Origin of the sequence: Hydrogenimonas urashimensis, from assembly GCF_016593255.1 — a bacterium.
Taxonomy (GTDB): domain Bacteria; phylum Campylobacterota; class Campylobacteria; order Campylobacterales; family Hydrogenimonadaceae; genus Hydrogenimonas; species Hydrogenimonas urashimensis.
The window spans coordinates 2259452-2286359 of record NZ_AP023212.1 but is presented as its reverse complement, the minus strand read 5'-3'; the positions used below and the strand labels follow the sequence as shown (position 1 = coordinate 2286359).

General features: G+C 50.8%; 27 protein-coding genes. 11 read left to right on the top strand and 16 right to left on the bottom strand.

All coding sequences use genetic code 11. The features are described from left to right. The first annotated feature begins 4 nt into the window (after nucleotides 1–4). Genes glmU through truA form a run of 7 tightly spaced genes read left to right on the top strand, consistent with a single transcriptional unit; the run spans nucleotide 5 to nucleotide 6634 of the window. Entirely contained in the window at nucleotides 5–1303 is a 1299-nt protein-coding gene (gene glmU / locus JMG82_RS11605) for a bifunctional UDP-N-acetylglucosamine diphosphorylase/glucosamine-1-phosphate N-acetyltransferase GlmU (protein WP_201352888.1), read from the top strand. 3 nt (nucleotides 1304–1306) lie between these two features. Continuing rightward, nucleotides 1307–2575, top strand: a complete 1269-nt coding sequence (gene coaBC, locus JMG82_RS11600) for a bifunctional phosphopantothenoylcysteine decarboxylase/phosphopantothenate--cysteine ligase CoaBC (protein ID WP_201352887.1) — start codon at nucleotides 1307–1309, stop codon at nucleotides 2573–2575. 52 nt (nucleotides 2576–2627) lie between these two features. After that, nucleotides 2628–3386 (top strand): hypothetical protein, encoded by a 759-nt coding sequence (locus JMG82_RS11595; RefSeq protein WP_201352886.1) that lies wholly within the window; start codon nucleotides 2628–2630, stop codon nucleotides 3384–3386. 8 nt (nucleotides 3387–3394) lie between these two features. Continuing rightward, a complete protein-coding gene (locus JMG82_RS11590) occupies nucleotides 3395–4078 on the top strand; it encodes a di-trans,poly-cis-decaprenylcistransferase (RefSeq protein ID WP_201352885.1) in 684 nt (227 codons plus the stop codon). Next, on the top strand, nucleotides 4075–4863 hold the full coding sequence (locus JMG82_RS11585) for a prepilin peptidase (protein ID WP_236579144.1): 789 nt from the start codon (nucleotides 4075–4077) through the stop codon (nucleotides 4861–4863). The genes JMG82_RS11590 and JMG82_RS11585 overlap by 4 nt, the downstream gene beginning before the upstream one ends. Continuing rightward, nucleotides 4856–5875: an LptF/LptG family permease gene (locus tag JMG82_RS11580; RefSeq protein WP_201352884.1), complete on the top strand. Its 1020-nt coding sequence runs from the start codon at nucleotides 4856–4858 to the stop codon at nucleotides 5873–5875. The genes JMG82_RS11585 and JMG82_RS11580 overlap by 8 nt, the downstream gene beginning before the upstream one ends. A gap of 30 nt (nucleotides 5876–5905) precedes the next feature. Further along, nucleotides 5906–6634: a tRNA pseudouridine(38-40) synthase TruA gene (gene truA, locus JMG82_RS11575; protein WP_201352883.1), complete on the top strand. Its 729-nt coding sequence runs from the start codon at nucleotides 5906–5908 to the stop codon at nucleotides 6632–6634. Between the two features lie 76 nt (nucleotides 6635–6710). On the opposite strand, the gene JMG82_RS11570 is transcribed toward truA, so the two are convergent. Further along, entirely contained in the window at nucleotides 6711–7283 is a 573-nt protein-coding gene (locus JMG82_RS11570) for a L,D-transpeptidase family protein (RefSeq protein ID WP_201352882.1), read from the bottom strand. 80 nt (nucleotides 7284–7363) lie between these two features. Here JMG82_RS11570 and JMG82_RS11565 point away from each other — a divergent pair, with 80 nt between their 5' ends. Then, nucleotides 7364–8758: a Na+/H+ antiporter NhaC family protein gene (locus JMG82_RS11565; protein WP_236579143.1), complete on the top strand. Its 1395-nt coding sequence runs from the start codon at nucleotides 7364–7366 to the stop codon at nucleotides 8756–8758. A gap of 22 nt (nucleotides 8759–8780) precedes the next feature. Further along, the gene (locus JMG82_RS11560; protein WP_201352881.1) at nucleotides 8781–9473 is read left to right on the top strand and encodes a hypothetical protein; all 693 of its coding nucleotides are present in this window, start codon (nucleotides 8781–8783) and stop codon (nucleotides 9471–9473) included. On the opposite strand, the gene JMG82_RS11555 is transcribed toward JMG82_RS11560, so the two are convergent. Then, nucleotides 9466–9924: a phosphoribosyltransferase gene (locus JMG82_RS11555; RefSeq protein ID WP_201352880.1), complete on the bottom strand. Its 459-nt coding sequence runs from the start codon at nucleotides 9922–9924 to the stop codon at nucleotides 9466–9468. The two genes, JMG82_RS11560 and JMG82_RS11555, sit on opposite strands and share 8 nt — an antisense overlap. After that, nucleotides 9924–10985, bottom strand: coding sequence for an aminofutalosine synthase MqnE (mqnE, locus tag JMG82_RS11550; RefSeq protein ID WP_201352879.1), 1062 nt, complete (start codon nucleotides 10983–10985; stop codon nucleotides 9924–9926). The genes JMG82_RS11555 and mqnE overlap by 1 nt, the downstream gene beginning before the upstream one ends. A 79-nt stretch (nucleotides 10986–11064) precedes the next feature. Here mqnE and JMG82_RS11545 point away from each other — a divergent pair, with 79 nt between their 5' ends. Then, entirely contained in the window at nucleotides 11065–13620 is a 2556-nt protein-coding gene (locus JMG82_RS11545; protein ID WP_201352878.1) for a [protein-PII] uridylyltransferase family protein, read from the top strand. Between the two features lie 22 nt (nucleotides 13621–13642). Here JMG82_RS11545 and JMG82_RS11540 read toward each other — a convergent pair whose 3' ends face one another. The 11 genes from JMG82_RS11540 to JMG82_RS11490 all read right to left on the bottom strand — a co-directional run bounded on the left by JMG82_RS11540 (nucleotide 13643) and on the right by JMG82_RS11490 (nucleotide 23556). Then, nucleotides 13643–15271, bottom strand: a complete 1629-nt coding sequence (locus tag JMG82_RS11540) for an ArnT family glycosyltransferase (protein ID WP_201352877.1) — start codon at nucleotides 15269–15271, stop codon at nucleotides 13643–13645. Next, entirely contained in the window at nucleotides 15255–15908 is a 654-nt protein-coding gene (locus tag JMG82_RS11535; RefSeq protein WP_201352876.1) for a lipid-A-disaccharide synthase N-terminal domain-containing protein, read from the bottom strand. Before JMG82_RS11535 ends, JMG82_RS11540 begins: the two co-directional genes overlap by 17 nt. Beyond that, a complete protein-coding gene (locus JMG82_RS11530) occupies nucleotides 15905–16627 on the bottom strand; it encodes a glycosyltransferase family 2 protein (protein ID WP_201352875.1) in 723 nt (240 codons plus the stop codon). The genes JMG82_RS11535 and JMG82_RS11530 overlap by 4 nt, the downstream gene beginning before the upstream one ends. Before the next feature lie 224 nt (nucleotides 16628–16851). After that, a complete protein-coding gene (locus JMG82_RS11525) occupies nucleotides 16852–17760 on the bottom strand; it encodes an MBL fold metallo-hydrolase (RefSeq protein ID WP_201352874.1) in 909 nt (302 codons plus the stop codon). Next, nucleotides 17761–18240: a thioredoxin domain-containing protein gene (locus JMG82_RS11520; RefSeq protein ID WP_201352873.1), complete on the bottom strand. Its 480-nt coding sequence runs from the start codon at nucleotides 18238–18240 to the stop codon at nucleotides 17761–17763. Next, the gene (locus JMG82_RS11515; protein ID WP_201352872.1) at nucleotides 18237–19799 is read right to left on the bottom strand and encodes a hypothetical protein; all 1563 of its coding nucleotides are present in this window, start codon (nucleotides 19797–19799) and stop codon (nucleotides 18237–18239) included. Before JMG82_RS11515 ends, JMG82_RS11520 begins: the two co-directional genes overlap by 4 nt. Next, nucleotides 19793–20359: an ABC transporter ATP-binding protein gene (locus JMG82_RS11510; RefSeq protein ID WP_236579142.1), complete on the bottom strand. Its 567-nt coding sequence runs from the start codon at nucleotides 20357–20359 to the stop codon at nucleotides 19793–19795. The genes JMG82_RS11515 and JMG82_RS11510 overlap by 7 nt, the downstream gene beginning before the upstream one ends. Before the next feature lie 44 nt (nucleotides 20360–20403). Then, entirely contained in the window at nucleotides 20404–21474 is a 1071-nt protein-coding gene (locus JMG82_RS11505; protein WP_201352870.1) for an ABC transporter permease, read from the bottom strand. Nucleotides 21475–21486: 12 nt separating this feature from the next. After that, complete coding sequence (locus JMG82_RS11500) at nucleotides 21487–22017, bottom strand: YceI family protein (RefSeq protein WP_201352869.1); 531 nt, start codon at nucleotides 22015–22017, stop codon at nucleotides 21487–21489. Between the two features lie 10 nt (nucleotides 22018–22027). Beyond that, nucleotides 22028–22537: a cytochrome P460 family protein gene (locus JMG82_RS11495; protein WP_201352868.1), complete on the bottom strand. Its 510-nt coding sequence runs from the start codon at nucleotides 22535–22537 to the stop codon at nucleotides 22028–22030. Then, complete coding sequence (locus JMG82_RS11490) at nucleotides 22534–23556, bottom strand: hypothetical protein (protein WP_201352867.1); 1023 nt, start codon at nucleotides 23554–23556, stop codon at nucleotides 22534–22536. Before JMG82_RS11490 ends, JMG82_RS11495 begins: the two co-directional genes overlap by 4 nt. 198 nt (nucleotides 23557–23754) lie before the next feature. On the opposite strand from JMG82_RS11490, the gene JMG82_RS11485 reads away from it, so the two are divergent. Further along, complete coding sequence (locus tag JMG82_RS11485) at nucleotides 23755–24417, top strand: response regulator transcription factor (RefSeq protein ID WP_201352866.1); 663 nt, start codon at nucleotides 23755–23757, stop codon at nucleotides 24415–24417. Between the two features lie 5 nt (nucleotides 24418–24422). On the opposite strand, the gene JMG82_RS11480 is transcribed toward JMG82_RS11485, so the two are convergent. Together JMG82_RS11480 and JMG82_RS11475 are read right to left on the bottom strand one after the other, a co-directional pair. Then, entirely contained in the window at nucleotides 24423–26501 is a 2079-nt protein-coding gene (locus JMG82_RS11480; RefSeq protein WP_201352865.1) for an ATP-binding protein, read from the bottom strand. Further along, nucleotides 26494–26907, bottom strand: coding sequence for a type 2 periplasmic-binding domain-containing protein (locus JMG82_RS11475; RefSeq protein ID WP_201352864.1), 414 nt, complete (start codon nucleotides 26905–26907; stop codon nucleotides 26494–26496). The genes JMG82_RS11480 and JMG82_RS11475 overlap by 8 nt, the downstream gene beginning before the upstream one ends. Nucleotide 26908: the final 1 nt, after the last annotated feature.

Below are 26908 nucleotides of genomic sequence, written 5' to 3'. Positions count from 1 at the left end.
CACCATGTCTTTATCCGTGATCATCCTGGCGGCCGGTCAGGGCACACGCATGAAATCGGACCTGCCGAAAGTTCTGCATCCCATCAGCGGGCTCCCGATGCTCCATTACACTCTCAAGGCGGCCCAGGCACTCAGCGACGACATTACGGTCGTCCTCTATCACCAGGCCGACCGCGTGAGGGAAAATATCGAAAAAAGTTTCGAAGGGATCAAGTTCAAAATTCAAGACCATGCCAACTATCCGGGAACCGGCGGAGCGGTCATGAATATCGGTATGCTCCACGATCGTGTGCTGGTCCTCAACGGCGACATGCCCCTGGTGACGGCCGAATCGCTCCGACCGCTTCTCATGAGCGATGCCGATATCGTCATGAGTGTTTTCGATCTTGACGATCCTTCCGGATACGGCAGGGTCATCGTCGAAAAAGGGGAGGTGCAGGGAATCGTCGAAGAGAAAGACTGCAGCGAAGAGCAGAAGCGCATCAAAACGGTCAATGCCGGCGTCTATATCTTCAAAAAAGAGATACTCGACCGGTATCTTCCGCTTCTTTCCAACGACAACGCTCAGGCGGAGTACTATCTGACCGACCTGGTCAGGCTGGCCCGCGAAGAGGGGCGACACATCGAGCCGGTATGGGTCGAGGAGGAGGCTTTCAAAGGGGTCAACTCCCGATACGACCTGGCCCACGCCGAAGAGATCATGCAAGAGCGCATCAGAGAAAAATGGATGCGCGCAGGGGTGACGATGCATCTGCCCCATACCATCTATATCGACAGCCGGGCCGTATTCGAGGGCGACTGTATCCTTGACAACGGCGTCACGATCCACGGGGAGAGCATCATCACCCGAAGCCATATCAAATCCCACAGCGTCATCGAGGACGCCGATATCAAAGACTCCAGCTGTGGTCCGATGGCCCGCGTCCGACCCGGCAGCATTCTCGAAAAAACCCATATTGGCAATTTCGTGGAGGTGAAAAAATCGCACCTCAAAGGGGTCAAAGCGGGGCACCTGAGCTATCTTGGTGATGCGGAAATCGACGAAGGGACAAACATCGGCGCGGGCACCATCACCTGCAACTACGACGGCGTGAGAAAATACAAAACGAAAATCGGCAAAAATGTCTTCGTTGGCAGTGATACGCAGTTCGTAGCCCCCGTTACGATCGAAGACAACGTCCTTATCGCGGCAGGAACAACGGTGACGGAAGATGTTCGGGAGGGCTCCCTCGCCATCTCCCGGACACCCCAGAAGATGGTCGCCAACTTTTTCCACCGCTTTTTCAAAACGGGAAAAAAATAACCCATGCTCGAACAGGTGCGTCTGGACGGGAAAAAAGTCCTGATCGGTGTCAGCGGCAGCATCGCCGCCTACAAAACGTGCGATCTTGTACGCCTTTTCGTAAAAGCGGGGGCGGATGTACGTGTCGTGATGACCGAAGCCGCCAAGCGGTTCGTTTCACCCCTGACCTTCGAAGCGCTCAGCGGCCGGCCCGTCCTGCACGAAGCGTCGGAGAGCTGGGCCGACGACAACAACCATATCGGCCTGGGCGAGTGGGCCGATCTTTTCATCGTCGCCCCCGCCAGCGCCAACACGATCAACAAAATGAGCGCCGGCATAGCCGACAATCTCCTGCTTCAGACAGCCCTCGCCTTTCCCGGAACGATACTCCTCGCACCGGCCGCCAATACCCGCATGATCGAACATCCGATCACCGTGGCGAACATGAAACGGCTGACACTCCACCGCATCGATACGGTCGAACCCCAGACCAAAATGCTCGCCTGCAACACGGTGGGCAAAGGTGCCATGGCGGAACCGGAGACGATTTTCGCCACATCTTTGAAGCACCTTTTCGAAGACGATTACTGGAAACAGCGCCGCGTTGTCGTCACCGGCGGCGGAACGATGGAAAAGATCGACGAAGTGCGCTATCTCTCCAATTTTTCGAGCGGCAAGATGGCCGAAGCGCTCGTTACGGCACTCTACGCATACGGCGCCGACGTCTGCTATGTCACGACGAAAACGCCCCGCAGCATCCCGCCTGTCCATGTCATCGGAGTCGAAAGCGCCCGGGAGATGCTCGAATATGTGCAGGATGCCCTGCGTGCCGCCAAAAAAGGGCTTTTGATCAAGCCCTCTTTCCATTCGGAATCCGACCAGCCCCGCCTGGTGCAAAAAACACCGTGGCTTTTCATGGCGGCGGCCGTAAGCGACTACCGACCGGCCTACCCCCAAAGCGGCAAACTCAAAAAAGAGGCTCTGGGTGAGACGTGGCGGCTCGATTTGGTCAAAAATCCCGATATTCTCAAGAGCCTCGACCGAAGCGGTGTCAGAACGCTGGCGTTCAAAGCGGAGATGGACGAAACCGCCGCTCTCGATGCCGCATGGAAATTGATGGAGGAGAAAAAGGTGGATGCCGTGGCTCTCAATATTCTCAAAAACAGCGGCAGCTTCGGCAGCGACACCAACGCGGTCACCCTCGTCACCGAAGAGGAATCCGTCGAAATCCCCCGGGCCCAAAAAACAGAGATCGCCTTCTCTTTACTGGAGGCGCTGAAAAACATCCCATGACCCAAGCAGCCCACACAAATCTCTTTTTCTTCCTCCGAAGCGGAGCGTGCGGGTGATCTATGGTATGACTCCCGTCAAAGCCGCCCAGGCGGTGCTCGGGAAAATGGCCGCCATCGAGGTTAACGCACTCTTGCAGCTTGGCATACGGGTTCTTGAAAAACAGGCTTCCGGCCGCTACCTGGTCGAAATGGGTCGGCACACGTTTACGACCAAAAGCGACACACCCCTGGAGCCGGGCTTGGAGTATTGGGTGGAGATGGCCGACAGCAGGGAGGGAATAGTCCACCTCAAGCGTCTGCATCCCAAACCTCTGCTTCTGAAAAAAGGATTCATGGAGAGTTTCACACTTGAGACTCTTCAACAAATTTCGAAAAAATCCGATCCTTCCGGTACCATCAGGGATCATCTTCTGCAGACGCTCTCTTCCGCACAAAGCAAGGAGCAGTTTCAGAATATCACACAGCTTCTGCTCTCCTTTCATCAGGGAGTCCTGACGCTTCCGATAGAAGATAAAGGAAGAAAGATGCTTCTTCAGATGCGCAGAAGAGGGAAAAACAAAGATTTAAACCAAAAAAGTGTAGAATTTTATGCAGCAATGAGCAATCTGGGTCCCATCGAAGGGGTGATAGATCGTACCGACCATCTCACCACCCTCCGCCTTAATCTCTACTATCCCAAAAGCGTGGCACTGCTGGAGAGAGAAAAGACGCATCTTGAAGGTTTCGACCGGATCGAAATTCGGTGCAAAGAGGAGCAGATTCACCCCCTTTGGGACGGGAAGCAGCCCGGATTGCTGGATATCAAAGGGTAATCCGACGTATGAGCAATATCGCACGACACATCGCCATTATCATGGACGGCAACGGCCGCTGGGCGACCGAACGGGGACTCCGACGCGTCAAAGGGCACGAACGGGGTGCCGAAGTGGTCCGTACACTGACGACTTACGCCTCCAACCATCCCGAAATCGAGGTTCTGACCCTTTATGCTTTCAGTACCGAAAACTGGAAACGCCCGAAAATGGAGGTCGATTTTCTGATGCGGCTTTTGAACAACTATCTGAAAAACGAGACCGAAACCTACATCCGCAATGAAGTGCGTTTCGAGACGATCGGTGATATCGGCCGCTTCTCCTCCGCTCTTCGGAACGAGATCGCCAGGCTCAAAGAGCGGACCCGCCATTTCGGAAAACTGACCCAGGTGCTCGCCCTCAACTACGGATCGCAGGACGAGATCGCGCGCGCCGCGAAAGAACTCTGCCAAAAAGGAGAGGAGATCACCACAGACTCGCTGGGAAACCGGATAGAGAGCTCAAGATTCGGCAATGTCGATCTTCTGATCCGCACTGGCGGCGAACAGCGCCTCTCCAACTTTCTCCTCTGGCAGTCCGCCTACGCCGAGCTCTTCTTCACACCGACACTCTGGCCCGATTTCACACCCGACGAGCTTGACACGATCATAGAAGATTTCAAAAATCGCCAGCGGCGCTTCGGAGGGATATGATGGCCCTGCTCTTCGCCCTCTTCATCGGACTGGCCATCGGTTCGTTTCTGAATGTCCTGATCGTCCGAATTCCAAAAGGGGAGAATGTCGCCTTTCCCCCCTCCCACTGCCCCGTATGCGACAACGCCCTGAAATGGTGGCACAACATCCCTCTGCTTTCATGGCTTCTGCTCAGGGGACGTTGCGCCTACTGCCAAAGCCCGATCAGCCGACTCTACCCGACGGTGGAACTCCTGACAGGACTGCTTTTTCTGGTTCTGGCCATGAAACTGGGTCTTACGGCGGAGTGGTTCATCACGGCACTGGTTTTTTCACTTCTTCTGGCTCTTTCCGTCATCGATTTCGAGTATTACGCCGTCCCCGATTCTTTGAATTTCATGGCGCTTGGGCTGGCGCTTCTGATGCCCCTTTTCATCTTCGGATGGGACTGGGCACTCGGAGAGATGAGAGATTTTTCATGGTATCAGCATATGCTGCTGACCCGATTCAAGGATGCGGCGATCATGGCCTTTTCCTTTTTCGCGCTGGGGCTTTTTGTCAAATTTCTCATCAAAAAGGATGCGCTGGGTGAAGCCGACATCATTATCGCGGGCACCATGGGGGCGATGTTGGGTTTTCCGCTTGTTCTTGTCGCCATCTATGTGTCGGCGCTTCTGGCGATAGTGCCGGCTCTTTTCGCCCGTGGGCACATGGTTCCCTTCGTTCCCTTCCTGGCCCTTGGCACATGGATCACCTACATCTTTTCCGATACCTTCCTGCAGTGGTGGAACATGCTCTATGCGTAACATTTCAGGCTATCTCGTCAAAAGTTTCAGCGGTCTCTTCTTCTCGATTTTCATGCCGATCATCGCCATCGGATCGCTGATCCTGTTCGTCCGTATCGCCAAAATCACCGAAGTGACACAGATGAGTTTTTCGGAAATGCTGCTGATGTACAGCTACTTTCTGCCGACCATTCTCTTTTATACGCTGCCGATAACCTTTTTTGCAGCACTGACACTGACGATGGTCAAACTCTCAAACGATTTCGAGAACATCATACTCTTTACTTTCGGCATTTCGCCCCACAGACTCCTCCGCTTTTTCGGACCTCTGACATTCATGACCGTCGCCTTGCTGCTGCTGCTCTCTCTGGCGCTGATTCCGATCACCAAACAGTTGACCAAATCGTTCATCAGTTATAAAAGCGTCCATGCGGTCTTGAATATCGAACCAAGCCAGTTCGGGCAGAAATTCGGCGACTGGCTCGTCTTTTTGGAGTCGAAAGACGAAGAGGGGGGACTCCACAACATCGTTCTTTACAACGCCTCCGATCCGAGAGAGGAGCAGGTTCTCATCGCCAGAGAGGGGAGCTTCGTCAATGAAAACGGCGTCATGGGACTTCAGCTCAAAAACGGAGAGGCCTACCGAATCCGGCACGACGTGATCGATCAGATCAACTTCAAAACGATGAAAATCTATGACACTTCGGTCCACAAACCCTTTACCTACCATAATCTGATCGAGTATTGGCTGATGGCTTTCACCGACAAGAAGCGGCGGAAAGATTTCATTATCTTCGTCGCGGTGAGTCTCTTCCCGCTCCTTACCATCTTCTATGCGCTCAGTTACGGCGTGATCCATCCAAGATACGACAAAAACTACTCCTATCTCGCGATTCTGGCGGTCACAACAATCTACTACGGCGTCATATCGAGCGTCGCAAAAACGTCGCCGACAGCCTCCATCGCCTTTCTGGCACTCTTTTTGGCGGCCGGGGCATCGCTCTTTTATCTGAAGGTACAGAAAAGGTTTTAGCGTGAACTCCACACTCCCAACGTCAGAAAAATGCGTGTCAAAGCGGTAGTTGCCTACGACGGCTCGGCCTATTACGGTTTCCAGAGTCAGACCACGACCCCCAAAACCGTCAGCGGTGCCCTCGCGCGCGCGGCGGCACGGCTGGGCATCCACACTCCCCTTGTCGGCAGCGGACGAACCGACCGTGGCGTCCACGCCACCGGGCAGGTCGTTCATTTCGACCTGCCGGCCCACTGGCATGACGATCTGCCCAGACTCCGGGCCATGTTCAACCGACTCCTAAAACCCCATATCCAGATCAAGCACATCGCTGCTGTCAGGGAGAATTTCCACGCCCGATACGATGCCAGACGGCGCATCTACCGCTATCTTGTCAAAAAGAGCCTCCCGACACCTTTCGAGATGCCCTACTGCCACTATTTTCCCAAAGCCGATATCCCAAACATGAAAACGACACTCTCTTTTTTTGAAGGCACCCACGATTTTGTCTTTTTTCACAAAAAAGGAAGCGATCCCGGTTCGACGATACGCACCATTTACCGAACCGACGTGGAACGTTTCGGAAACTACACGATTCTCTATCTCGAAGCGGACGGTTTTCTGCGTTCCCAGGTGCGCATGATAGTCGCTGCGACACTGGCGGTTTTGGAAGGAAAACTGACAACGGAACAGATTGAGGAGCAGTTGGCGGCAGAGGCACGGCATTCCGTGCTGCTCGCGCCCGCGAACGGACTCTATTTGGCCCGGGTGTTGTATTGAGTCGCGATTATTAAGATGTGAGGTAAGTTGCGGTTTTCGGCCATACAATCCATCCAGATCCGACTCGGCACGCCATTTAGCGGTAAAGCCGGGCGAATCTCGCTGCAGGTGTCCACCGCTCCACGACGATGACCGGTTTTTTCGCAGGATCGAGCCATGCGACAAGGGCGGATAGTCGCTTTTTTTCCATCGCCACGCATCCGGCGGTCGGCTTGTCGCCGTTGGCGATATGCAAGAATATGCACGAACCTTTCCCGGGAGTCTTTTCACGGTTGTATCCCATCGTCACGACAATCTCGTAGAGTCCGTCCTCTCTGTGCATCGTTTCGTAACTTCCGAAGTCCTTCACGACACGCCTTTTGTCGACGATTCGGTTGTAGTACCTCGAGCGGGTATCGTCGACGCAGATCAGATTGTCGTCTGCCATCAGGAAAAAGGGCATCTTCGTCGCTGTCTGCCGGTATCCGTACACATCTTCAAGCAAGAAAATCCCGGTGGGCGTCTTGCCGTCCCCCTCCCGCTCTTTACCAAGGCCGTTTCTTCCCACCATCACACGCCAGGGTTCCCCCACCTGGCGCCAAGCCTCTTGCCGCTTTTCGAAACGGGCCATCATCGCCGTGTGTCCCAACGCATCATAAAGTTTCACCATCTGTCGGCTCCTATTCAAAAGAGCCTGCGATTCATCGCCTCCAAACGCCAAAACTGCTAAAATACCCCAAAGGAGAAACAGTGCTCGAACATGTGGACGACAGTTACGGTATCTACTCATTGCTCCCTCCGCTGATCGCAATTGTTCTTGCCATTATATCGCGAAACGTCATTCTCTCGCTTTTCATCGGTGTGCTCTGCGGATACCTCATCATCGACCACGCACTCCTGGCAGCCCTGCTGGACAGCGGTCGGAGCATTCTTGCTCTTTTTGAAAAAGGGTGGGTCGTCAAAACACTCATATTCGCCGTTTTTGTCGGATCCATCATCGAACTGATGCAGCGAAGCGGCGGCGTCAACGGCTTTGTCGATTTTATCCAGAAGAGAAAAAAACTGATCGCTTCCAAAAGGGAGGCGGAGCTTCTTCCTTTCTTCGTCGGTCTTGCTATTTTCATCGAATCTTCCATCACTTCCCTGATCGCGGGGACCGTCGCACGCCCGCTGACCGACAGATTCGGCACATCCCGGGAGAAACTCGCCTATATCTGCGACTCCACGGCGGCACCGGTCTGTACGATGTTCCCGCTCAATGCCTGGGGTGCGCTGCTGCTTGGGCTCATCGGTTCACAAATCGAGGCGGGCACTATAGAAGGCGAGCCGCTCCGACTTTTGGGATCGGCCCTGCTTTACAATTTTTACGCCTTTTTCTCGGTTCTGCTCGTTTTGTATACCATTCTCAAAGGGATCGATTTTCCTGCCTACACCCGCATCGATCCGCCGGAATTCCGGCTCCGTGAAAACAAAGGAGATATCTACGCACTCCTCGTACCGATCGTTTCGCTTCTGCTGCTTGTTTTCCTCTTTCTCTATATCACCGGTGGCGGAAACCTGCTCAAAGGAAGCGGTTCGACATCCGTTTTCGCCGCGGTTCTTGGTTCGATCGCTCTCTCAAGTATCTATTATCTATTCAAAGGGACCATGCCTCCCAAAGAGATCGTGATAGCCATTTTGCGGGGCGCCAAAACGATGATACCGATTGCCGCCATACTGATTTTCGCCTTCGCCATCGGTGATGTGACGGTGAAGATGGGCACGGGCGCCTATATGGCACATTTTGCCAACGCCATTCTCCACCCTTCCCTTTTGCCGGCAGGCATCTTCCTGCTGTCCGCCATCATCGCCTTCTCGACCGGCACAAGCTGGGGCACCTTCTCGATCATGATGCCTATCGCTATCACGATGGCCGCCGGCATGGATGCCGACACGGCAGCCATTATGCCCCTTGCAGTCGCGGCCGTCATCTCCGGCGGCGTCTTCGGAGACCACGCCTCCCCCATTTCCGACACCACCATCATCTCCGCCATGGCCGCCGGATGCGACCTCATCGCCCATGTCAAAACACAGCTTCCATGGGCTTTGGCAGCGGCTCTTCTGTCACTTCTCTTTTTTCTGGTTTTTGGCTTTATCATGGCATAATGTCAAGAAAAAGGAGAAAGCCATGAAACTCTGGACCAGAATCGTAACGGCACTGGTGTCGCTCCTGTTCGCCACTGCCGCAACGGCATCGAACTACACCGGGTTTAAAGAGTTGAAAAAAGGCGAATGGGCCATCCTTGTTATGAAGATGGGAAAAGGCTCAAAGATGAAAGAGAAGCTCATCTATCTGGGTGAAGCGAAGATCGACGGAAAACCGGCCTACGGTGTGGAAATCATTATAGACAACCCGCAAATGCGCGGATTCGGAGGGGTTTCACAGATATGGATGGATAAAAAGAGCGACGAAGAGATCAAAATGGTGATGCAGCAGGGTCCCCAACTGATGTGTATGTCGATGAATATGGCGGGGATGATGCAGCAGCAGGAGAAACCCATGACCAAAACACCCGAAGCCTACAGTCCCGAAAAACCGGCCCTGCGTTTTGGAACCTACACCACGCCGACGGGCAAAAAGGTCCATGTGGCGGTCTACAAAAGCCAAAAAGGCGATCTTCCCGACGCCAATGCCGAAGGAGAGATCTGGGTCAGCAGTGAGACACCTTTTGGGATTGTCAAAATGGTGAGCAACGGCAAAACGGTGATGTACCTCGAGGATTTCGGAAAAGGGGCCAAACCCCGGATTCCCGTTTCAAAAGCCATACAGTGCCAACCGATGGATTTCGGTCAGATGATGGGCGGCATGGGAGTCAGGTAAGCGCTTTGAGATCATCCGACCAGAAAAAGTCGATCCACTCGTCATCGACCTCCTTGAGCCAGTAATCGGGGCGGACAATCGACTTGTTGGGCTTGAAGAATAGGGTCGCTGTTTTAAACCGCTTGTCGGGATAACGCGCTTTGAGTGTATCAAGAACCGCCTTGATCGTCTCTCCGCTGTCGGCAATGTCGTCGACGATCAGGATATCGTCACAGGGTAGAAGATCGGGAATATTGAAAACCTTCGTCTTTTCCAGTTTTCTCGTCTCTTCATAGCCAATGGAGTTGATGACGAAGACATTTCGAATGTTCCAGTACTCTCCCAAGAGGTGGGCCATCGTCATGCCCCCGCGGGCGATCGCGACGATGGCATTAAAAGAGTCGGGAATCGAATCGGCCAGTTGTTTCAGATCTTTGACGAAGGTTTCGTAATCGTACCGGACGCGTTTCATCACCACACTTTCAGTTCGTTGTAGAGGCTGTCACGCTCAATAGGAATAAACCCGCTGTCCTTGATCAGGTGGACGAACTCCACAAGCGGCATGCCGTGGGCGCTTTTGGCGCCGGCCGCGGCCTGGATCGACTCCCGTTCTATAGTGCCGTCAAGGTCGTTGGCACCGTACTCCTGGGCGATCAGGGCGAGATTGATCGTCGCCGTAACCCAGTAGGCTTTAAGATGGGGAATATTGTCCAACACGATGCGGGCGACAGCCATCGTCTTGAGAATCTCCTGCCCGGTGGGAAAGTCGGTCACTCTGAGATAGTTGTTCTCCTTCTGGTAAACCAGCGGTATGAAACAGTTGAATCCGCCCGTTTCATCCTGAAGATTGCGCAGGCGAAGCATATGATCGATACGGTGCGCCCGCGTCTCCACATGCCCGAAAAGCATCGTCGCGTTCGACTTTTTCCCGCGCAGGTGCCACTTGCGATGGATGTCGAGCCATCCCTCGCTGCTCACTTTTCCCTTGCATATATAGTCGCGCACCCCTTCGTCGAAAATTTCCGCTCCGCCTCCCGGCATCGAGTCGACCCCGTTTTCGACCATTTTGTCGATCACTTCGTCGACGCTGAGTCCATACTCTTCGGCCAGAAAGTTGATTTCGGCCGCTGTCAGTGCCTTGATATGAATATCGGGAAGCTCTTCCTTGATCGCTTTGAACATGCCCAGATACCAATCGAGTCCGGCATCGGGGTTGTGTGCCGAGACAATATGGACCTCTTTGCCTCCTTTCTCCCAGGTCTGCTTCGCGATGGCGACGATCTCTTCGAGGGGCATCGTGTAGGGATTTGGGTTTTTCCGGCTGGCGCTGTAGGCGCAGAATTTGCAGACATCCTTGCAGACGTTGGTCGGATTGATATGGCGGTTGATATTGAAATAGGTCTTTTTCCCATGCAGCGCTCTGCGTCTTTCATCGGCCAGTTCTCCCAGCGTAAAAAGGTCCAGATCGTAGAGTTTCAGCGCATCATCCATCCCGATGCGCCCGCCGCTGCGAACTTTTTCAACTATATCCATCGTCTAACCGTCCATTCCTAAATTTTGCGCTATTATACCCAAACGACACAGTTTTACCCATTCGCAAAAAGGTTTCACCGTGGATTTGACCGTCGAAATCGAATCACTGCTCAATCAGGACGCTCCGGATTTTCAGATCTCCAAACTGCTCAAACAGGCTATCAAGGAGTATCTTGACAATCTCGAAGAGATCTTCAAGGAGACCCAGGGAAAAGCTTTTTTCGTCCATCACACCCGGAAGATCGATTATTTTCTCTCCATCATCTACAAAGTGGTTCTTCGCAAGATGTTTCGGGAGTTCCAGCCCATGCGCAACTCCGTACCTATCGCACTGGTTGCCCTGGGAAGCTACGGCCGCGAACAGCTCTGTGTCTACAGCGACATCGACCTGATGATCGTCTACAAAGAGATACCCGGCTACAACATCAGGGAGATTATCGAAAAGATTCTCTATATCGCCTGGGACGCCGGCTTCCAGCTTGGGCACAGGGTGCACGAGATAGCGGAGCTGTCCGACGTGGCGGAGGAGGATATCACGATCAAGACGGCGTTGATGGAATCGCGTTTCATCATCGGCTCAAATTTCATCTGGATGGAGACACAAAGAGAGCTCGGCCTCATCCGCCGGAAGAAGCCCAAAGAGTATGTTCTGAGCAAACTCGAAGAGGCCGAAGCACGGCATACCAAACACCCTGTCACAATGGAGCCGAACATCAAAGAGTGTGTGGGAGGCATCCGTGATGCCAACCTCGCCTTCTGGATCGCATCGGTGCGGCACCATGTCTCCCGCCTTCGTGAACTGGTAGGCGGCGTCATCGACGAAGCCGACTACGCGGAGTACCGCTCGGCACTGGAATTCATCTTCCGGGTCCGATCCGCACTGCACCTGAGTGCGAAGAAAAAAGAGGACACCCTGCGCCTTGAACTCGTCCCCAATGTGACCGATCTGCTGGGTATCGAAAAGAGAAATCCGCAAAAGGCGCAAAAAGAGCTTGTCACACGCACCCTCCACTCCTTGGACATCATTCGGAAAAAGAGTTCCTACTGGGTAGGTCTGCTCAGCCGACCCTACCTCTTCGATGCAAGGCATATTCCATTGCTGAAAAAAGAGATGGTTGAACCCGGTATTTTCCGATGCCAGGACACACTCTATGCACGCAGAAACCTGAAACCGCGGACGTTTCTTTCCTATCTCAAACTTCTGTTGAAAGAGGCGGCCCGCTTTCCGGTCGTAACCGATGCCTCCTTTGAGCATCTGATCGACCGCACAGAGGTTCCCAAAAGCAAAGGAAAGCAGTTGACCACCGCTATCCGGCAGATTTTCTATCTCCCCTACAGCGCCTCCGTCATCAAAGCACTCTACCGAAGCGGCAAACTTCCCCAGACCATCCCGCCGATGAAACGCATCATGTATCTGCCGCAGTTCGACGGATACCACCACTACCCTGTGGACCTGCACTCCTACCATACACTGCTCGCACTGGACAATCTCCGGCACGAACTTCTCAAGCCGATGTTCGAAGGACTCGACAGAGACTCCCGGGCGATGCTGAAACTCGTCGCTCTGCTCCACGATGCCGGCAAGGGACGCATCAGGGACCATCGAGATGTCGGAGCGGACCTTTTTAAAATCTATGCGAAGAAACTCGGCCTTGGCGAAGAGCTCATCAAAGAGGGCATTTTGCTTATCCGACACCATACGCGCATGACCTATACAATCCATAACGAAGATATCTACGACGAGTCGACCGTCTCCCGATTCGTCGCACCTCTGAGCAATCGCAAACTGCTGGATATGCTCTTCATTCTCACCTATTGCGATGTTAACGCCGTCGGGGAAAATGTCTACAACGCCTTTACCGAGCGGATGCTCAAGACCCTCTATTTTGCCGCAGTCGAAATGCTTGAAAAACCCGCCATTATCGACGAAACGGCCAAACGTTTGCGAAGGGAGCACGCACTCAGACGCATTCTTGAGTTCAAGGAGCTTCCCAGGTCCCTGCAGAAGAAGATTCTTTCAATCGAATCCAACCTCTTTTTCATCAAACATTCAACGAAAGAGATTCTCGATATCGCCAAAAGGGCGCGCACCGTTCTTGACTACGATATGCAGATTACGGCAGGTGAGACGCTGAAAATCGAAATTTACCGGAAAATCCCTATCAATCTCGGCTATCTGTTGGGAAAACTGAGCCACTTGGAACTGGTCACGATGGAGATTTTCAAACTCTTTGACGGGGTCAAATATTTCGTTCTGGAGTTCAACGACACCATCGCCGACGAAGAGATTCCGATGGTCGAGCAGATTATTCACGATTCGTTCGACATGAACAAAAAAATCAAACTCAAGAAACCACTCATCAAACCCAGGGAGATCACCATCGACTGCGAGCATACGAAAACTTACGCCTTGATGCAGATCAAAACCGCCAATCAGCGCGGACTGATGGCTTACGTGGCCCACTACTTCGACGAACTGGGCATCGATATCGCCACGGCGGTCATCACGACACGGAAAGACCGGGTCAACGACCTCTTTTTGATCGAAAAAAACGGGAAATTCTGCGAAAACAGGGATCTCATCGTCAAGAAGTTGACTGATTCGTCATCCCATTCAGATCACTCCAAAACATAGATTCGATGGAAAATCTAAAGGCTCAAAAATAGAGCTTCCACCGACCGATTTTTTGTTGATGCCCAAGATTTTCCATGAGCCACTGCCGATTTTTGGGCAATCTTTTTCTATAAAGAACCAATAAATAGGAAGTGCCAGAGAGTGCACGTTTCAGTCGCTTCTCATCTTCGGGATCTTTAAGATTGTAAAGCGTTTTTTTCCATCGATCACTCCGTTCGAACTGTGTCTCCCGGTCAAGATCGCGACTGCCGTCATAGAGGGAGACAATCGGTTTGTCCAGGGCGAAAGCCAGCGAAGGAAGACGCCTGTCGTAAACCAGTAGTGTCCGATTCTGCAGGTGATGGAGACGAATCCATTTCGCCACAGGGTCGGCGATTTTGAAAGAGGCGGAAGAGAGCGAGAGCGTCGCCGTAGCCGACAAAAGCAATACCACAGACGCGATGGATGCCGTCAGCACCGCCCGGCTTTTGCTGGAATCGACATAACGCCACATCCATCCTGTCGCCGCCAGCGCCCCCAACGCATAAAGGTCGACGATGGGAGGAACATGCACATTTTTCAAAGGCAACCACGGCATGAGGAAAAAGAGCATGGCAGCTCCCACGGTATAAAATGTCATTCCTTTCGCCAGGCGACGGCTCTCCCGGTTCTCCAACCGGTCGATCAAGATGGCGGTCGCCAGGGCGAAAAAAACGAAAAGAGGAAGAATATAGAAGATCCGTTTGGAAGAAGAGAGTGAGAAAAAGAGGATGCCGATGCCACCGGCCAACAAGAGTGTACTAAGAAGCTTCTCTTTCCTGCCTCTTTCTCCTGCCTTCACCAACAACCACGGCAGTGCCGCCAGCCAGGGCAGGCCGACCAACGGAGCGAAAACCCAGTAATACCAGAAGGGTTCATGCCGATGAAAAACGTTGCTACCAAAACGCTGGACGGTTTGGCGTTCGATGAAATAGTTCCAAAACGCGGGATTTTCCCATGCCAAATAGACGAACCAGGACCCCGCCAGCAATACGAACAGGGCGAAAGCTGCGAATCGATGGCGTTTTGAAACCTTATGCCGTGGCATTTCCGGCCGCCACAAAAGAGCCAAAAGCCCGGGTGCGATCAGAACGACCGGTCCTTTGGTCAAGAAACCCAACCCCAGAAAAAGAGCGAAAAGATAGAGCCACCCTACACGACCCTGCCGTCGATACCGAATCCAGGCATACATGGTCGCCAGTGCGAATGTGGTCAAAAAGGAATCGGTCGTCAGGTCGCGCGAAGAGGCCAGCACGAGGGGAAAAGTAAAATAGATGATGGCCGCCCTACGGGCGGGCTGCTCTCTCAACCCCAACGCCCTTGCCATCGCATAGACAACCCACAGTTGCAGCAAGACCGAAATCTGGAGGAAAAAACGTGCGCCGAATGGATTGATACCGAAAATCTCATATCCAAGCGCCGTGATCTGATAGGTCAACGGCGGCTTGTGATAATGGTGTATCCCAAGTAAAGAAGGATGGAGCCAGTCTTCGCCATGCAGCATCTCCCGTGCAATTTCGGCGTAACGGGCGTCACTCGTTTCGATCACCCCGTAACTTCCCGCACCCATAAGAAGTACCACCGCCGCAAAAAACAAAAAAAGCGCCATGCTTCGATCAAATCCGGTTTTCATCAGGAATGCGCCTCCCTTTTGCGAGAAAATAGAGCCAAAGATTACGGCCATAGACGACAAAACCGAAAATCTGCCCAATAAAAAGCACCGGATCACGGCGCCATATGGCATACAGAAGTATCATCGAAGAGCCTGCAAGGCTGATGAGCCAGAATCCCACGGGAAGGTGCGAATGGCGTGCCCGTTCCGAAAGCAACCACTGGTAGACGAAACGGAATGTAAAGAGCAGCTGTCCCGCACTGCCCCACACAAGCAGCCAGTTCGGAATGGCCGGATTGTGAAAAAAACGGGCGCTATCGATTTCGCCGTTATTGAACCCATATCCCAACACCAGCAACGGAAAAAGAAGCAAAAAGCCCCGAAGTGTCCTGGAGAGCCGGGACCACGTCCCTTGCAGCTGCATATTGCGGATGTAGATGAAATAACTGACACTCTGTCCCAGCACGATGGCGAAATCGTCATGGAGCCAACCGTAGACGAACATCAAAAAAGAGGCCAGCAGACTCAACTCCCAGAAAAGCTCCGGTGTCATCACGCGTCGCATCCGTTCGGAGTGAATCCACTGCACCAGCAGCCGGGCAGAAAAGAGTGCCTGGGCCAAAAACCCTATGCCGTAAATCCACCAGGAGAAGCTCAAGGCAGTATCTCCGAAACGAAGACATAGTGAATATATCGGTTTTTCATCCAGCGAAACGCCAACATATCCTGCAAAGGTCGGATGGATCGGTTGAAAAAGTTGAATTTCGATTTTCCGGCGATACGTTCGAAATGCCGGACGGGCACCTGCTTCACACGGCCGTTTTCAAGCAGTACAAGTGCCGCCCAGAAGCGGTGCATGCCATCGAAAAAGGGAATTTTTTTGCATATATCGGTGCGAAAAAGTTTGAGCGGGCATCCGGTGTCGATAATCCCGTCATCGATCATACATCGCCGGATGGCATTGGCGATTTTGGACTGTATCTTTTTGCTCCAACTATCTTTTCGTTTGGTGCGATAACCGACCACGGCATCATACTCTTCGATAAAGGGTAGCAACAATTCAAAATCTTCCGGCGTGGTCTGCAGATCTGCATCGATATAGCCCAATATCGGGGTATCACAATAGTCGATTCCCGCTTTGATCGCCGTACTGAGCCCACGGTTTTGACGAAAAGAGATACAGAAGAAACGTTCCTCTTCTCTACAAAGTTTATGGATCGCACTGCCGCTTCCATCGGTGGAACCGTCATCTACAAACAGTACACAGCTTTTTCTGGATGCTCTGTCAAGATAGTTCCGCAAAACCGCACCCAACCGCGGGAGGTTCTCAATTTCGTTGTATACAGGTACGATAATGGTCAACTCGAATTTTTTCATACGCTGTTCCTAAATTTTTGTATTTGTGCCTCTAAATTAGAGGATGAATATGAATTTTTCATGAAGGGCTGAGGGGAAGTGACGGAAAAAAACGATGGTGCACCACGTAACAAGACGCAGGCATCGCACAGTTTCTGCCATCTTCTACGTCACATGGACCGCATAGGGCTTTCATGCACACGCAACTGCCAACGCACCGAAAAAATGGTTACAATTCAAACATTTCACAATCTCATTACTTCACCCGGCTTGAGAATCTCCAGCATTCCGGGATGTGTCGCGGCGATCTTTTCGATCCGTTTCAACGGCTCACCCAGAGGTTCGTCACTGAGCCGGAAAGTGCCGTAATGCATAGGGATCATCTTTTTCGCTCCAAGCTGCCGGTAGGCGCCGAAGGCTTCTTCGGGATTGAGATGGTGATGTTTCATCACAAATTCCGGCTCATACGCACCGATAGGCAAAAGTGCCCAATCGATGGAAAAGCGCTTGCCGATCTCTTGAAAATGCTCACCCACAGCCGTATCTCCCGCAAAATAGATGGTTATATCAGCGCTTTGAATGATGTAACCACCCCAAAGGACACGATTTTTATCAAACAGGCCGCGCCTTCCCCAGTGTCTGGCGGGAACGAGTGTGATTTTTATTCCATCCTGTTCATGGCACTCATACCACCCAAGCCGAATACACTCAAGTTTAGGAACGATTCGCTTCAATGGTTTGTCCATACGTAGCGGCACGATCGCCACCGGTGACGTTTTCGAAATCTCCGCGATCGAAGGGGCATCGAAGTGATCGTAGTGGGTATGGGAGATAAGAAGATAGTCGATCTTGCCAAGCATGTGTGGCGCATAAGCAGCGGGGATCGCGCGTCGGTAAAAAGGGATATTGCCAAAAACGGGGTCGATCAAAATGCGCTTGTGGTTGAGCTGCACAAGAAAGGAAGCGTGGGAAATCCAGCAAAGAAAATCTTCCTTACTGGCCAATTTTTCGGACATATCGACCGGTTTTAAAGTACTGCCATCCTCTACGTTTTTGCGTCTGTAAAAAAGCTTCCATTTTAGAATCTGGAAGACTCCTCCATAGTCGGAAGTGTCGTATTTTCCAACAAATCTTCCGTTTTGAAACCGTATCATTCAAATGCCGGCTCTGTTTTTTTGCCCGTCATGTGTAATGATGGTGTCAAGATTTGCAGGTGAGACAAATCTAACATCGCACACTTTTTTGTTTTGCAAAATATAAAGCGTCACTTTTCCTTTTCTTCGCTCAAATCGCTTCCCCGAATCGTCCCGAATAAGTAGAATAGAGAATGGATAGGTGCGCATTTTCGGTATGGCGAACATCCTGGCGATGAAAACAGGTATACCGCTGATATCGGCGATCACTTTGATGGCATGTTTTTTTAAAAATCCCTTTTTTTCATGCTTGAACTTTTGACTCATGGCAAGAAAAAGATCTTTTTCAAAAGCGATCAGAACCATTCTATCTTCTGAGCTTACGGGGTGTTTTTTCCCGAATTGATCCGGCAGCGTCATATCGGGAAACGTATCACCCACACGAATCTGGGCGAACAATCCAACCCCAACCACCCATAAAAGAAGCAGCAACCTTTTCATACGGCCTCCACCCTGCAAAGTCTTGCTTGATCTTTCACTTTAAACAGATAGACCAACACGAAGAAAAAATCAACCAAGGCGATCACAAGCGCGATCCATCCCAAAACGCCCACTTTATATAGCGCAAAAAAACCGGCAGCCGTCAAAGTTCTTACAATCACCGTCGCCTGTGCCATGGCATGGGCGTATCGAAAAAACAGAAGCCCCAGAAGATGCATACACCCTACCCCCATGACAAAACCAAAGACGACCTGCTGATACCCGGGGGCATAATCTTGTGCGATAAAAGAATACAACCAACCGCCAAAAAGAACCAAAACGAATCCACTGATTCCATCGGATAGAAATCCGGCCATGTTGTACCAATCCACGCTTCGCATCCGTCGAAGAAAATGCACCGGTAATCGATAGAGCAACCCCACGATAAAAAAGAGCCCAAAAAGGGCGCGCAACGCCCACATCGTCTCGATATGCATGGGTAAAAATCCGGCCTGAGCAAAACCGCTGATGGAAAGAACGAGTGCCATCATACATAGCGTCATCGTCAAATACAAGGCTCGCTTTATGGAAATTTTGACGAAGGGTTCGATGATGGAAAGCGCAAGAAACAGCAATCCGATTCCAACCGCCACATGGGCGTGCCCCACCACCAGATCGTTTCGATGAAAGAGAGCGCGCAGGTGAGGAATGAACAAGATGTTACCCTCCGCATCCGCAAAGAGAAAAGCCGCCATGGAGATAAAAAGCGTTAAATGTTTTTTTATCGAAAGTTTCGCATCTTTCCACCAAACGACAAAAAGGGGAATATAAAACAGTGTCAGGTATTGCAAGAACCATTCGGCATCATAGGAGAGTGAACCGATAAAAGATCGATAGAGGACACTTCCTATATATCCAGCCAAAGGGACGATCCACAGCAAATGCCATCGGGTTTTAAACGCGGGATTGGGCGAAGCGAGTTTCACCGCGAGATAGTAGATGACAACCAGTGCGAAACTCATGCCCAAAGTATTGTCCCCATGGGGTCCCATCAGCATTTTTTCTACTTGTCCATATTTTGGATGCATCAACACCAATAGCGCTATAGGACTGACGATAACCGCAACCAAGGAAACTTGAACCCAAAGCGGCTTCTTTTCGTAATGGGCGATGCTTTTAAAAATCGCTGTAATATAGAAAATCCCTGCCATGGCCAAAAGAAAATTGAGCTCATAGGCAAAATCGTAAAAAGGCAGTCCACGTGTGGCACCGGCCAAAATCGAGAAAATCATAAATACGAGAAAAATGGTCCATAGCCACAAAAAACGCTCCAAAGAAGCGATCGCCTTCTCGTTGATCACCCCATCTTTATCGAACAGGGCAAAAGGCAACAGGCTCATCATAAGAGGAATGAAACCATAAAGCATCAGTGAAATATGCAACGATCGCGTCAAATCCGGACGAATCAGATCGATCCCGAATCCCAGTAGCTGAAGGGCGTACAAAAGGCCAAAAAAAGCGGCCATCACAAGAAAAAGATAAGAAAATTTGACATAAGGCACGAGTCGTTCTTTCAACATAGCCTACCATCCTTAAGCTCAATAAGACAATCCGTAGGTTCAATAACACTCTTATCGTGGGTCACAACGATTCGGGTCGCATCGGTTTGACGAAGCAGTTCGAAAACTTTTTGGGAATTTTTCGAATCGAGATTGCCAGTCGGTTCATCGGCAAAAAGGTAGCGCGGGTCGTTGATCAACGCCCTTGCGATCGCAGCGCGCTGGCGCTGTCCACCGGAGATTTGGTCGGGATATTTCGATGCCAAATCGACGATGCCAAGACGATCCAAAAGCGACATGATCTCCTTTCGCCCTTTTTTCGTGGCTATCGCGACGTTTTCATAGACGCTCAAGTGGCCGATAAGATAGTGAAACTGAAAAACGAAACCGATATTGCGATTTCTGAAACGATCGATATTGCGAATCTTTTCCAACGCCACACCGTTGTAGTAGATTACGCCTTCGGAAGGCTTCAAAAGGGTAGAAACTATGGATAGAAGCGTCGATTTTCCACTGCCGCTTTCACCACTGACCACATAAAAACCGCCCGGTTCGAAGTCAAAGGATATGTTATACAGCACCGACTCGTTTCCATACCGATGTGACACATGTTCAACGCGCAACACTACTGCCCCCTGTGAATGAGAATGATCGGATCGATCCGCGCCGCAAGAAAAGCGGGAATGAGCGCTCCAGTTAAAGCCATCGCAAGAGAGCCGATCAGCAGTTTAACAAACAGCGGCAGGTCGATCTTTCCACTTAAATACCCCTGAAATTTCGGGATATGCTGCAACCAATCCAAAAGCAGAAGGCTGATCCCATACGCCACCGTAAAGGCAATCAAAATCAGCACCACCACCTCAACGACGATCTCCCAAACGATCCTCCATTGCGAAATACCCATCGCTCGCTTGATACCAAATTCATAACGCCGATCGTTGATCATCATGCTCATAAGACTGACAATCGCCAAAAATCCCATGAAAAAGGAGATGGAAGCGATCACACCGCTGGAGATACGTATGATTTTGAATTGGTTGTAATTGTCGATGAAAGCCTCCGTCGACTTCACTTCGATATCTTTGTCGAGTTTTTCGATTTTGGCGATGATTCCGTCGACCCCCTCGCCAAGATCTTTGAGAGAAACGAGCAAAAAAGAGGCACGTTTTTTAAAGAGCTTCTCCCCATCGGCGATGTTGATGACAACACCGCCGTTTTCAAACCCTATATCGCTATGATAAATGCCCGAAACCTTGAAAGGTTGACCCATCAAATGAATTTGACGAGGGTTGTCCAAAAGATTGGCGATACTCTCCCCGATGATGGCCTCTTTTTCTTTTGGGTATCGGCCACTTTTAAGCGCGTAATTTTTAAAACGGTTTTGCGTCACCCCATAGATGCCCGCAATCGGCACCGAATCGATCGCTCCGGCGCCTACGATGACCCCCTGCACCGATCGGATACGATCGATTTTTGAAATCGGTGCGATCAAAGAGCGGTTGACATCGGAAAAAAAGGTATCGGCAACCCCTTTTTGCATGACAATAAGATCGCCATCCGTTCTAAGCATGGAGGCATACATGTCGATGATGCCGTTGCCAAGTGCCGTAATCATGAAAATCGAAGCGATGGCAGAGACCGCCGAGAGCAAAATCAGCGACGTTTTGGTTTTGTAACGCAGATAGGATTTGAACATGCCACCTTTTCCTTACTCTTTTTTTAACGTCACATCGATCGTTAAATCGATGCGGTCGCGCACCGTCAAAAAGAAAAGCTTAGGTGGCTTGACACCATAATCGGACATCTTGAAAACGCTATGTCCCAAAAAAGCGAGGGTGTGTGCACCGTTTTGGATCTGGGCGTCGATTCGCAATGGCCTTTGAACACCGTGGAAGGTCAATACCCCCTCGACCACATAATGATCCCCTCGCTTTTTGGTCACTTTTTCAAACCTATAGGTCGCATGGGGAAATCGATTCGCTTCGATCGTTTGCATCATATGTTCGTCTCTTTTGGCATTGTCGCTTTTTAGATCGGCCATTGAAACCTCGACGCGCCCTTTCATCGTTTCGACATCACCATCCATCCTCAGATGCGAAACGACACCACGTGTCTGCGGATCGATCGTCGAGTCACCAAATACCTCCGTATGGGCCCGAACGACCCCATTCAAAACCGACAGATGTGCCGCAAAAAGAGAAGAAACGGCCAACAGAATCACAATGATATTTCGTAACATGCAACGCTCCTTACCGAACACGCTTGGGGAATTGAGCCGGTTCGGTATAGACCCAATCATGTGAAGCGACAGGTTTGTGACAATTCATACAGACATGGTCTCCCCCACGGAAAGGTTGTAACTTTTCAGATACCCATCGGGCCCATCCCCAACCATGGGTTTTGCGATATTTCGTCGCATTTTTGAACATGAATTCCGCATGAACGAATTGCCTCGGTACTACCGCATCGTGCCACCGTTTGAGTCGGCGCTCTTTCCAAACGACTTTTGCAAGAATCGCACCATCGGGCCATGGATTGGTTTGATGGTGGCGTATAGCCTCGATGGCGACATCGTTGCCAAGAATCACGCGTTCGGTGTGGTTGTCGATCCTATGGGATAGGGCGATAACACTCCAATGTCGCCATCCAACGGGATAGTCGATGCCGTTGCAAGGTGCCGGCGTATGGGATGCTTCCGAAGCAAAAAGCGTCATGCCAAGTAAAAGTGAACCCGCCAGTAGGCGTGTCGTTTGTTTCATAGTGATCCTCCTGTATTAAGATTGAAAGGTTTCAAGATCGGACAAAAGATCGGTTTTTTACGGACCATATCGGCTACATAATTGAAAAACAAGGCGGCCAAAACGATCCATGCAATCACAAAAGTATGCGAAAGGGCAATCAAAAGCCCCAAACCCGATGCGGCCCACAGACTCGAGGAAGCCACGGCGATTTTGGGATAGGGAAGATGGATCAATTTTGCCAAAATAACAACATTGTAGTAGGAGATGACAAATGGATAGATCACGGACAGACTGTACCGACTACCAGATGCGTAGGCCACATAAGTGAGGGCGAAAAATACCAGAAGCAGAGCGTTATTGTGCCGATGGGAGCGCATATGGTAAGCGACAACAAGGCCGACGAGATGGAAGACGATAATCGTGAAAACAAAACCCTCATCTCCCCACAGATGCATGACGACATCCCTGGATAGGGTCTCAAAGAGTGTGGCATCGAGCAACAGCCAGAGAAATATGTTTCGCAGATCGTGAAACGAAACCGTCCCATGCTTTCCTGCTTCTGTCTGCACGTCGCTCAGTAACGACGCGCCAAAAGCCACTGCGGAGAGCAACAATGCGATGAAAGTTCTATCTATTGCGGGCACATCGAATACATAGGTACTAAAAATGTAGGAGAATGCCAGTGCGACAACGGCGACCCACAGCCTGGGCACCATCGCAATGAGAATCGGCGCCGTCAGACCGCTTATCAACCCCAAAAGAAAGAGTGCAAGTTCATTGGCGGAAGCATAATAGAGTGAAAGAATCAGCTGTAAAAAAAGCAGCGAAGGCATCAGCCAATGCCTATTGGGATAGAGTTTAACGGACCATACCAACCCAACCATCCCACCGACAGGCATTGTCCAAATTTCGGACAAAATAGAATGGTGATACTGGACGATTCCGGTTTGCAAAATCAGAAGGTAGTAGCCAAATTCCGCTGAGAAAAGAAGAAGAAACGCAACCGTCGATAAGGGGACGCTGAAGATGTATTTCATAACGAACCTTTGAAAAAGAATTTCATGGTTCGAAGTGTAAAGGAGAAACATGAAGTTTTCATGAACGGCGTTTCCAATACCCCAGACTCATCCCAACCCATCTCCTAAGCCTCAACCGGCGCTTTTGTGACTTGAAAGAGATGTCCTTAAGAGAAAAACTTTTATACTAAGCTACCCAAAATCAATGAAGGGGGGAATGTGCACCTGCTGATCGTAGAAGATGAAAAAAGCGTCGCCAATCAACTCAAAGCGTTGCTGGAACAGGAAAAATACCGATGCGACGTCGCTTACGATTACAAAGAGGCGATGGGCTACTGTGATGAAAAACGGTATGATCTCATTCTACTTGATTGGAACCTGCCCGATGGGAGTGGCTTGACTTTGCTGAAAGAGTTGCGCGATATGGAAATCGCGACACCCGTGCTCATGCTTTCGGCCAAAAGCGAAGTGGACGACCGTGTGACAGTCCTCGATGCCGGCGGCGACGACTATCTTTGCAAACCCTACTCCAACATCGAACTTCTGGCCAGAATCCGTGCGTTACTGCGAAGAGAAGCACCACAAAAGCGCACGGTTCTTGAAAGCGGACCCCTAAGTCTTGATACCAAGAGCAAAGAAGTGAAAGTCAACAACGAAACCGTTACCCTTAGCCCTACGGAATTCGATCTGTTGGAACTTCTGCTTCGAAACAAAAACATCGTTCTGACCCGCTATCAGCTCAACGAGCATCTATGTAGAGAATACTCCAGCCTCAAGCAGAGCAATATACTCGATGTCCATATCAAAAATATCAGAAAAAAAACCGGCCTTAAAAACCTCATCGTCACGGTCCGCGGCATCGGCTATACCATCAAAGAGTAATACATTTACTTTGATACCGGTATCGACAACACCGCCGTCACCCCCTTGCCCGCTCCTTCGCTATGAATTTCGATATCTCCTCCGAAAAGACGGGCCAGCTTCCGGCTGATCGCCAGTCCCAGCCCACTGCCTTTTTGATTGCCTTCCACCCCTTTTTCTACTCGGCCGAACTCTTCGAAAAGAGCCGCGATCTCCTCTTGCGAGAGTCCAACACCCGTATCCGAGATTTCGATGCAACAATGCGTGCCGCAAAGACGCAGTACCACTTCCACCCTGCCCTTTTCGGTGAATTTGATGGCATTGGAAAGCAGATTGATAAGAATCTGTTTGAGAAGATCGACATCGGCTACCACCTTTTGCTCTTTTTGCAGACGGTTTTGGAATGTCAAGGCCAGTTCTTTTTCCTCTGCCAGCACCCTGAGCATTTCGATCGCCTCTTCCACCACCTTTGCAATCTCGCCACAGGTATACTCTTTTTTGTTGACAGGCACCTTTCCCGCTTCGATCTGTACCAGATCCAGAATATCGTTGATCATTCCCAGCAGATGCCCCGCAGCCGCTTCGATGGTCGATACCCTGTCCTGCTGCGACGCCGAGAGTCCCTCGTAACCGATGAGATACTGCGTGGCACTCAAAATGGTATGCAAAGGGGTGCGTAATTCGTGGGACATGTGTGAAATGAAGGTCGATTTGGCCAAAGAGACCGCTTTGATCCCTTTAATGAGCCGGATTTGATCGAGCTGCAGCATGATCATTTTGGCAACGGAACGGTAAAATTCCATCTCGTGTACATCGATTCCGTCCGCTTGATCGCGCAGAACGATCACGCCATATAGAACATTTCCACCTTTTTCGAAATCTTTCACATACAGCGGCAGGTTGATGGTCGCTTCCTCTTTTTCAGGATCTTTCCAGGTAAAAAAGAAGCGTTTTGTGGGCATCAGTTTTCCAAGCTCTTCCAGAGCCGTTTCGATACAGGCCTGTTCGTTTTCGGTCCGGATAATTTTGTTGAAGAATGCGATCAACTGAACAAAGCGCAAAAGCCGCTGACGGCTCTCTTCTTCCAACATTCTCAGCGTACGCTGTGTCTCTGCAACCATCACATTGAAATGGCGCGCGAGTTGTGCTATCTCGTCACGGGATTCGACGTCGACCCTGGTACCGTAGTCTCTTGTCTGGACGATATGCCGGGTTGCATCGGTCAACTTTTCCACGGGTTTTAAAATCCGTTCCCCGACCCACCAGGAAAAGATGGCGATAAGCCCAAATCCGATGGAAAAGAGTATCCACAAAAACCGTATGAAATGATCGAGAAAAGATAGAGCGGTCACTTTGTCCACCACATTGACGATGACACCTGCTCCAAGGGGACCGCCGAAATGCTCACATAGCACAAGATATTTTTCGGTGATCCGATCTTTCCCACAGCTTTTCGGTTTCCATTTCAGGGAAAGGGAATTCTCTGCGATTTGCAAACCGTTTTGGGGAAAATAGAAGATCGTCTGAAGACCTCTTTGTTTCAATGTAAAGCGTTTCAGATCCTGCAAATCATAACGGAGCACGAGATAGCCCAAGGGTTTTTCTTTTTGCAAAGAGGTCTTGACCGGTGTAAAGAAGATGAGAAATTTCCCCTCGTAAAAGTGATTCTTTTTTCGGCGCAAAGCTTTTTGCATAGGCTTGGCATAAGGGAAAGGGTGGGCTCTTGGGGTGGTCGAAGCCACTGTGGTCATATGCTCATTCAATGCGAACAGATCGACTTTGTCGCCAAGATCACGCTTTTTCTGACTCAGCAATCCGGCAATCCGCTTATCCACGTCATCCACGACAATATCGTTCATTATCTCCAACGATGCAAGGAACCGAAGCTCCTTTTCCAGCGAAACGAGATGCTGTTCGATCGTCTTTTTCACCAGCCGCATCTGGGCATGTTGAACGGCCAGGGTATCGTCCAGAATTTTCTGACGCCCAAGGTTGTGCAGATAAAGAAGTATGAAGATAAAAGGGATGATTCCGATAAGAAATAATGCGATGCGCAGTTTGTTTTTCAATGAATACGGCACCACGCTTGCAAGTAACTCATTCATCTTCAATCCGATATATCACTTTCAGATCCCGGCTCATGCGATGCTGTGGAATATAGCCGATGGCACCTTTGAGTTTTTTCACGAAACGTATGACACTTTCAATTGATTCCACGCGATATGGCGGACGGCGACCGAGGTAATGCTCTTTCATCCAGTAGGCATCCAAAGCCGAAGGTGTCATATGCAAAAGATGGATTTCAAATTTTCTTCGCAGCGGATTGCCAGGCGGAAGATTGATCGGAAAGAGTTTCAACGTTTTCCAGTAACGCCGTTTCCCAAGGTAAATTTGCCGCAGCTGCACCGCGTCGAGCGGGCCTATATCGTTGGAGGGATTGGTCACGACAAGCAGATCTTCAGCCCTTAGTATGAGGCCAAGCAAAAGGATGAAAGCCAACCGCCTTACCATG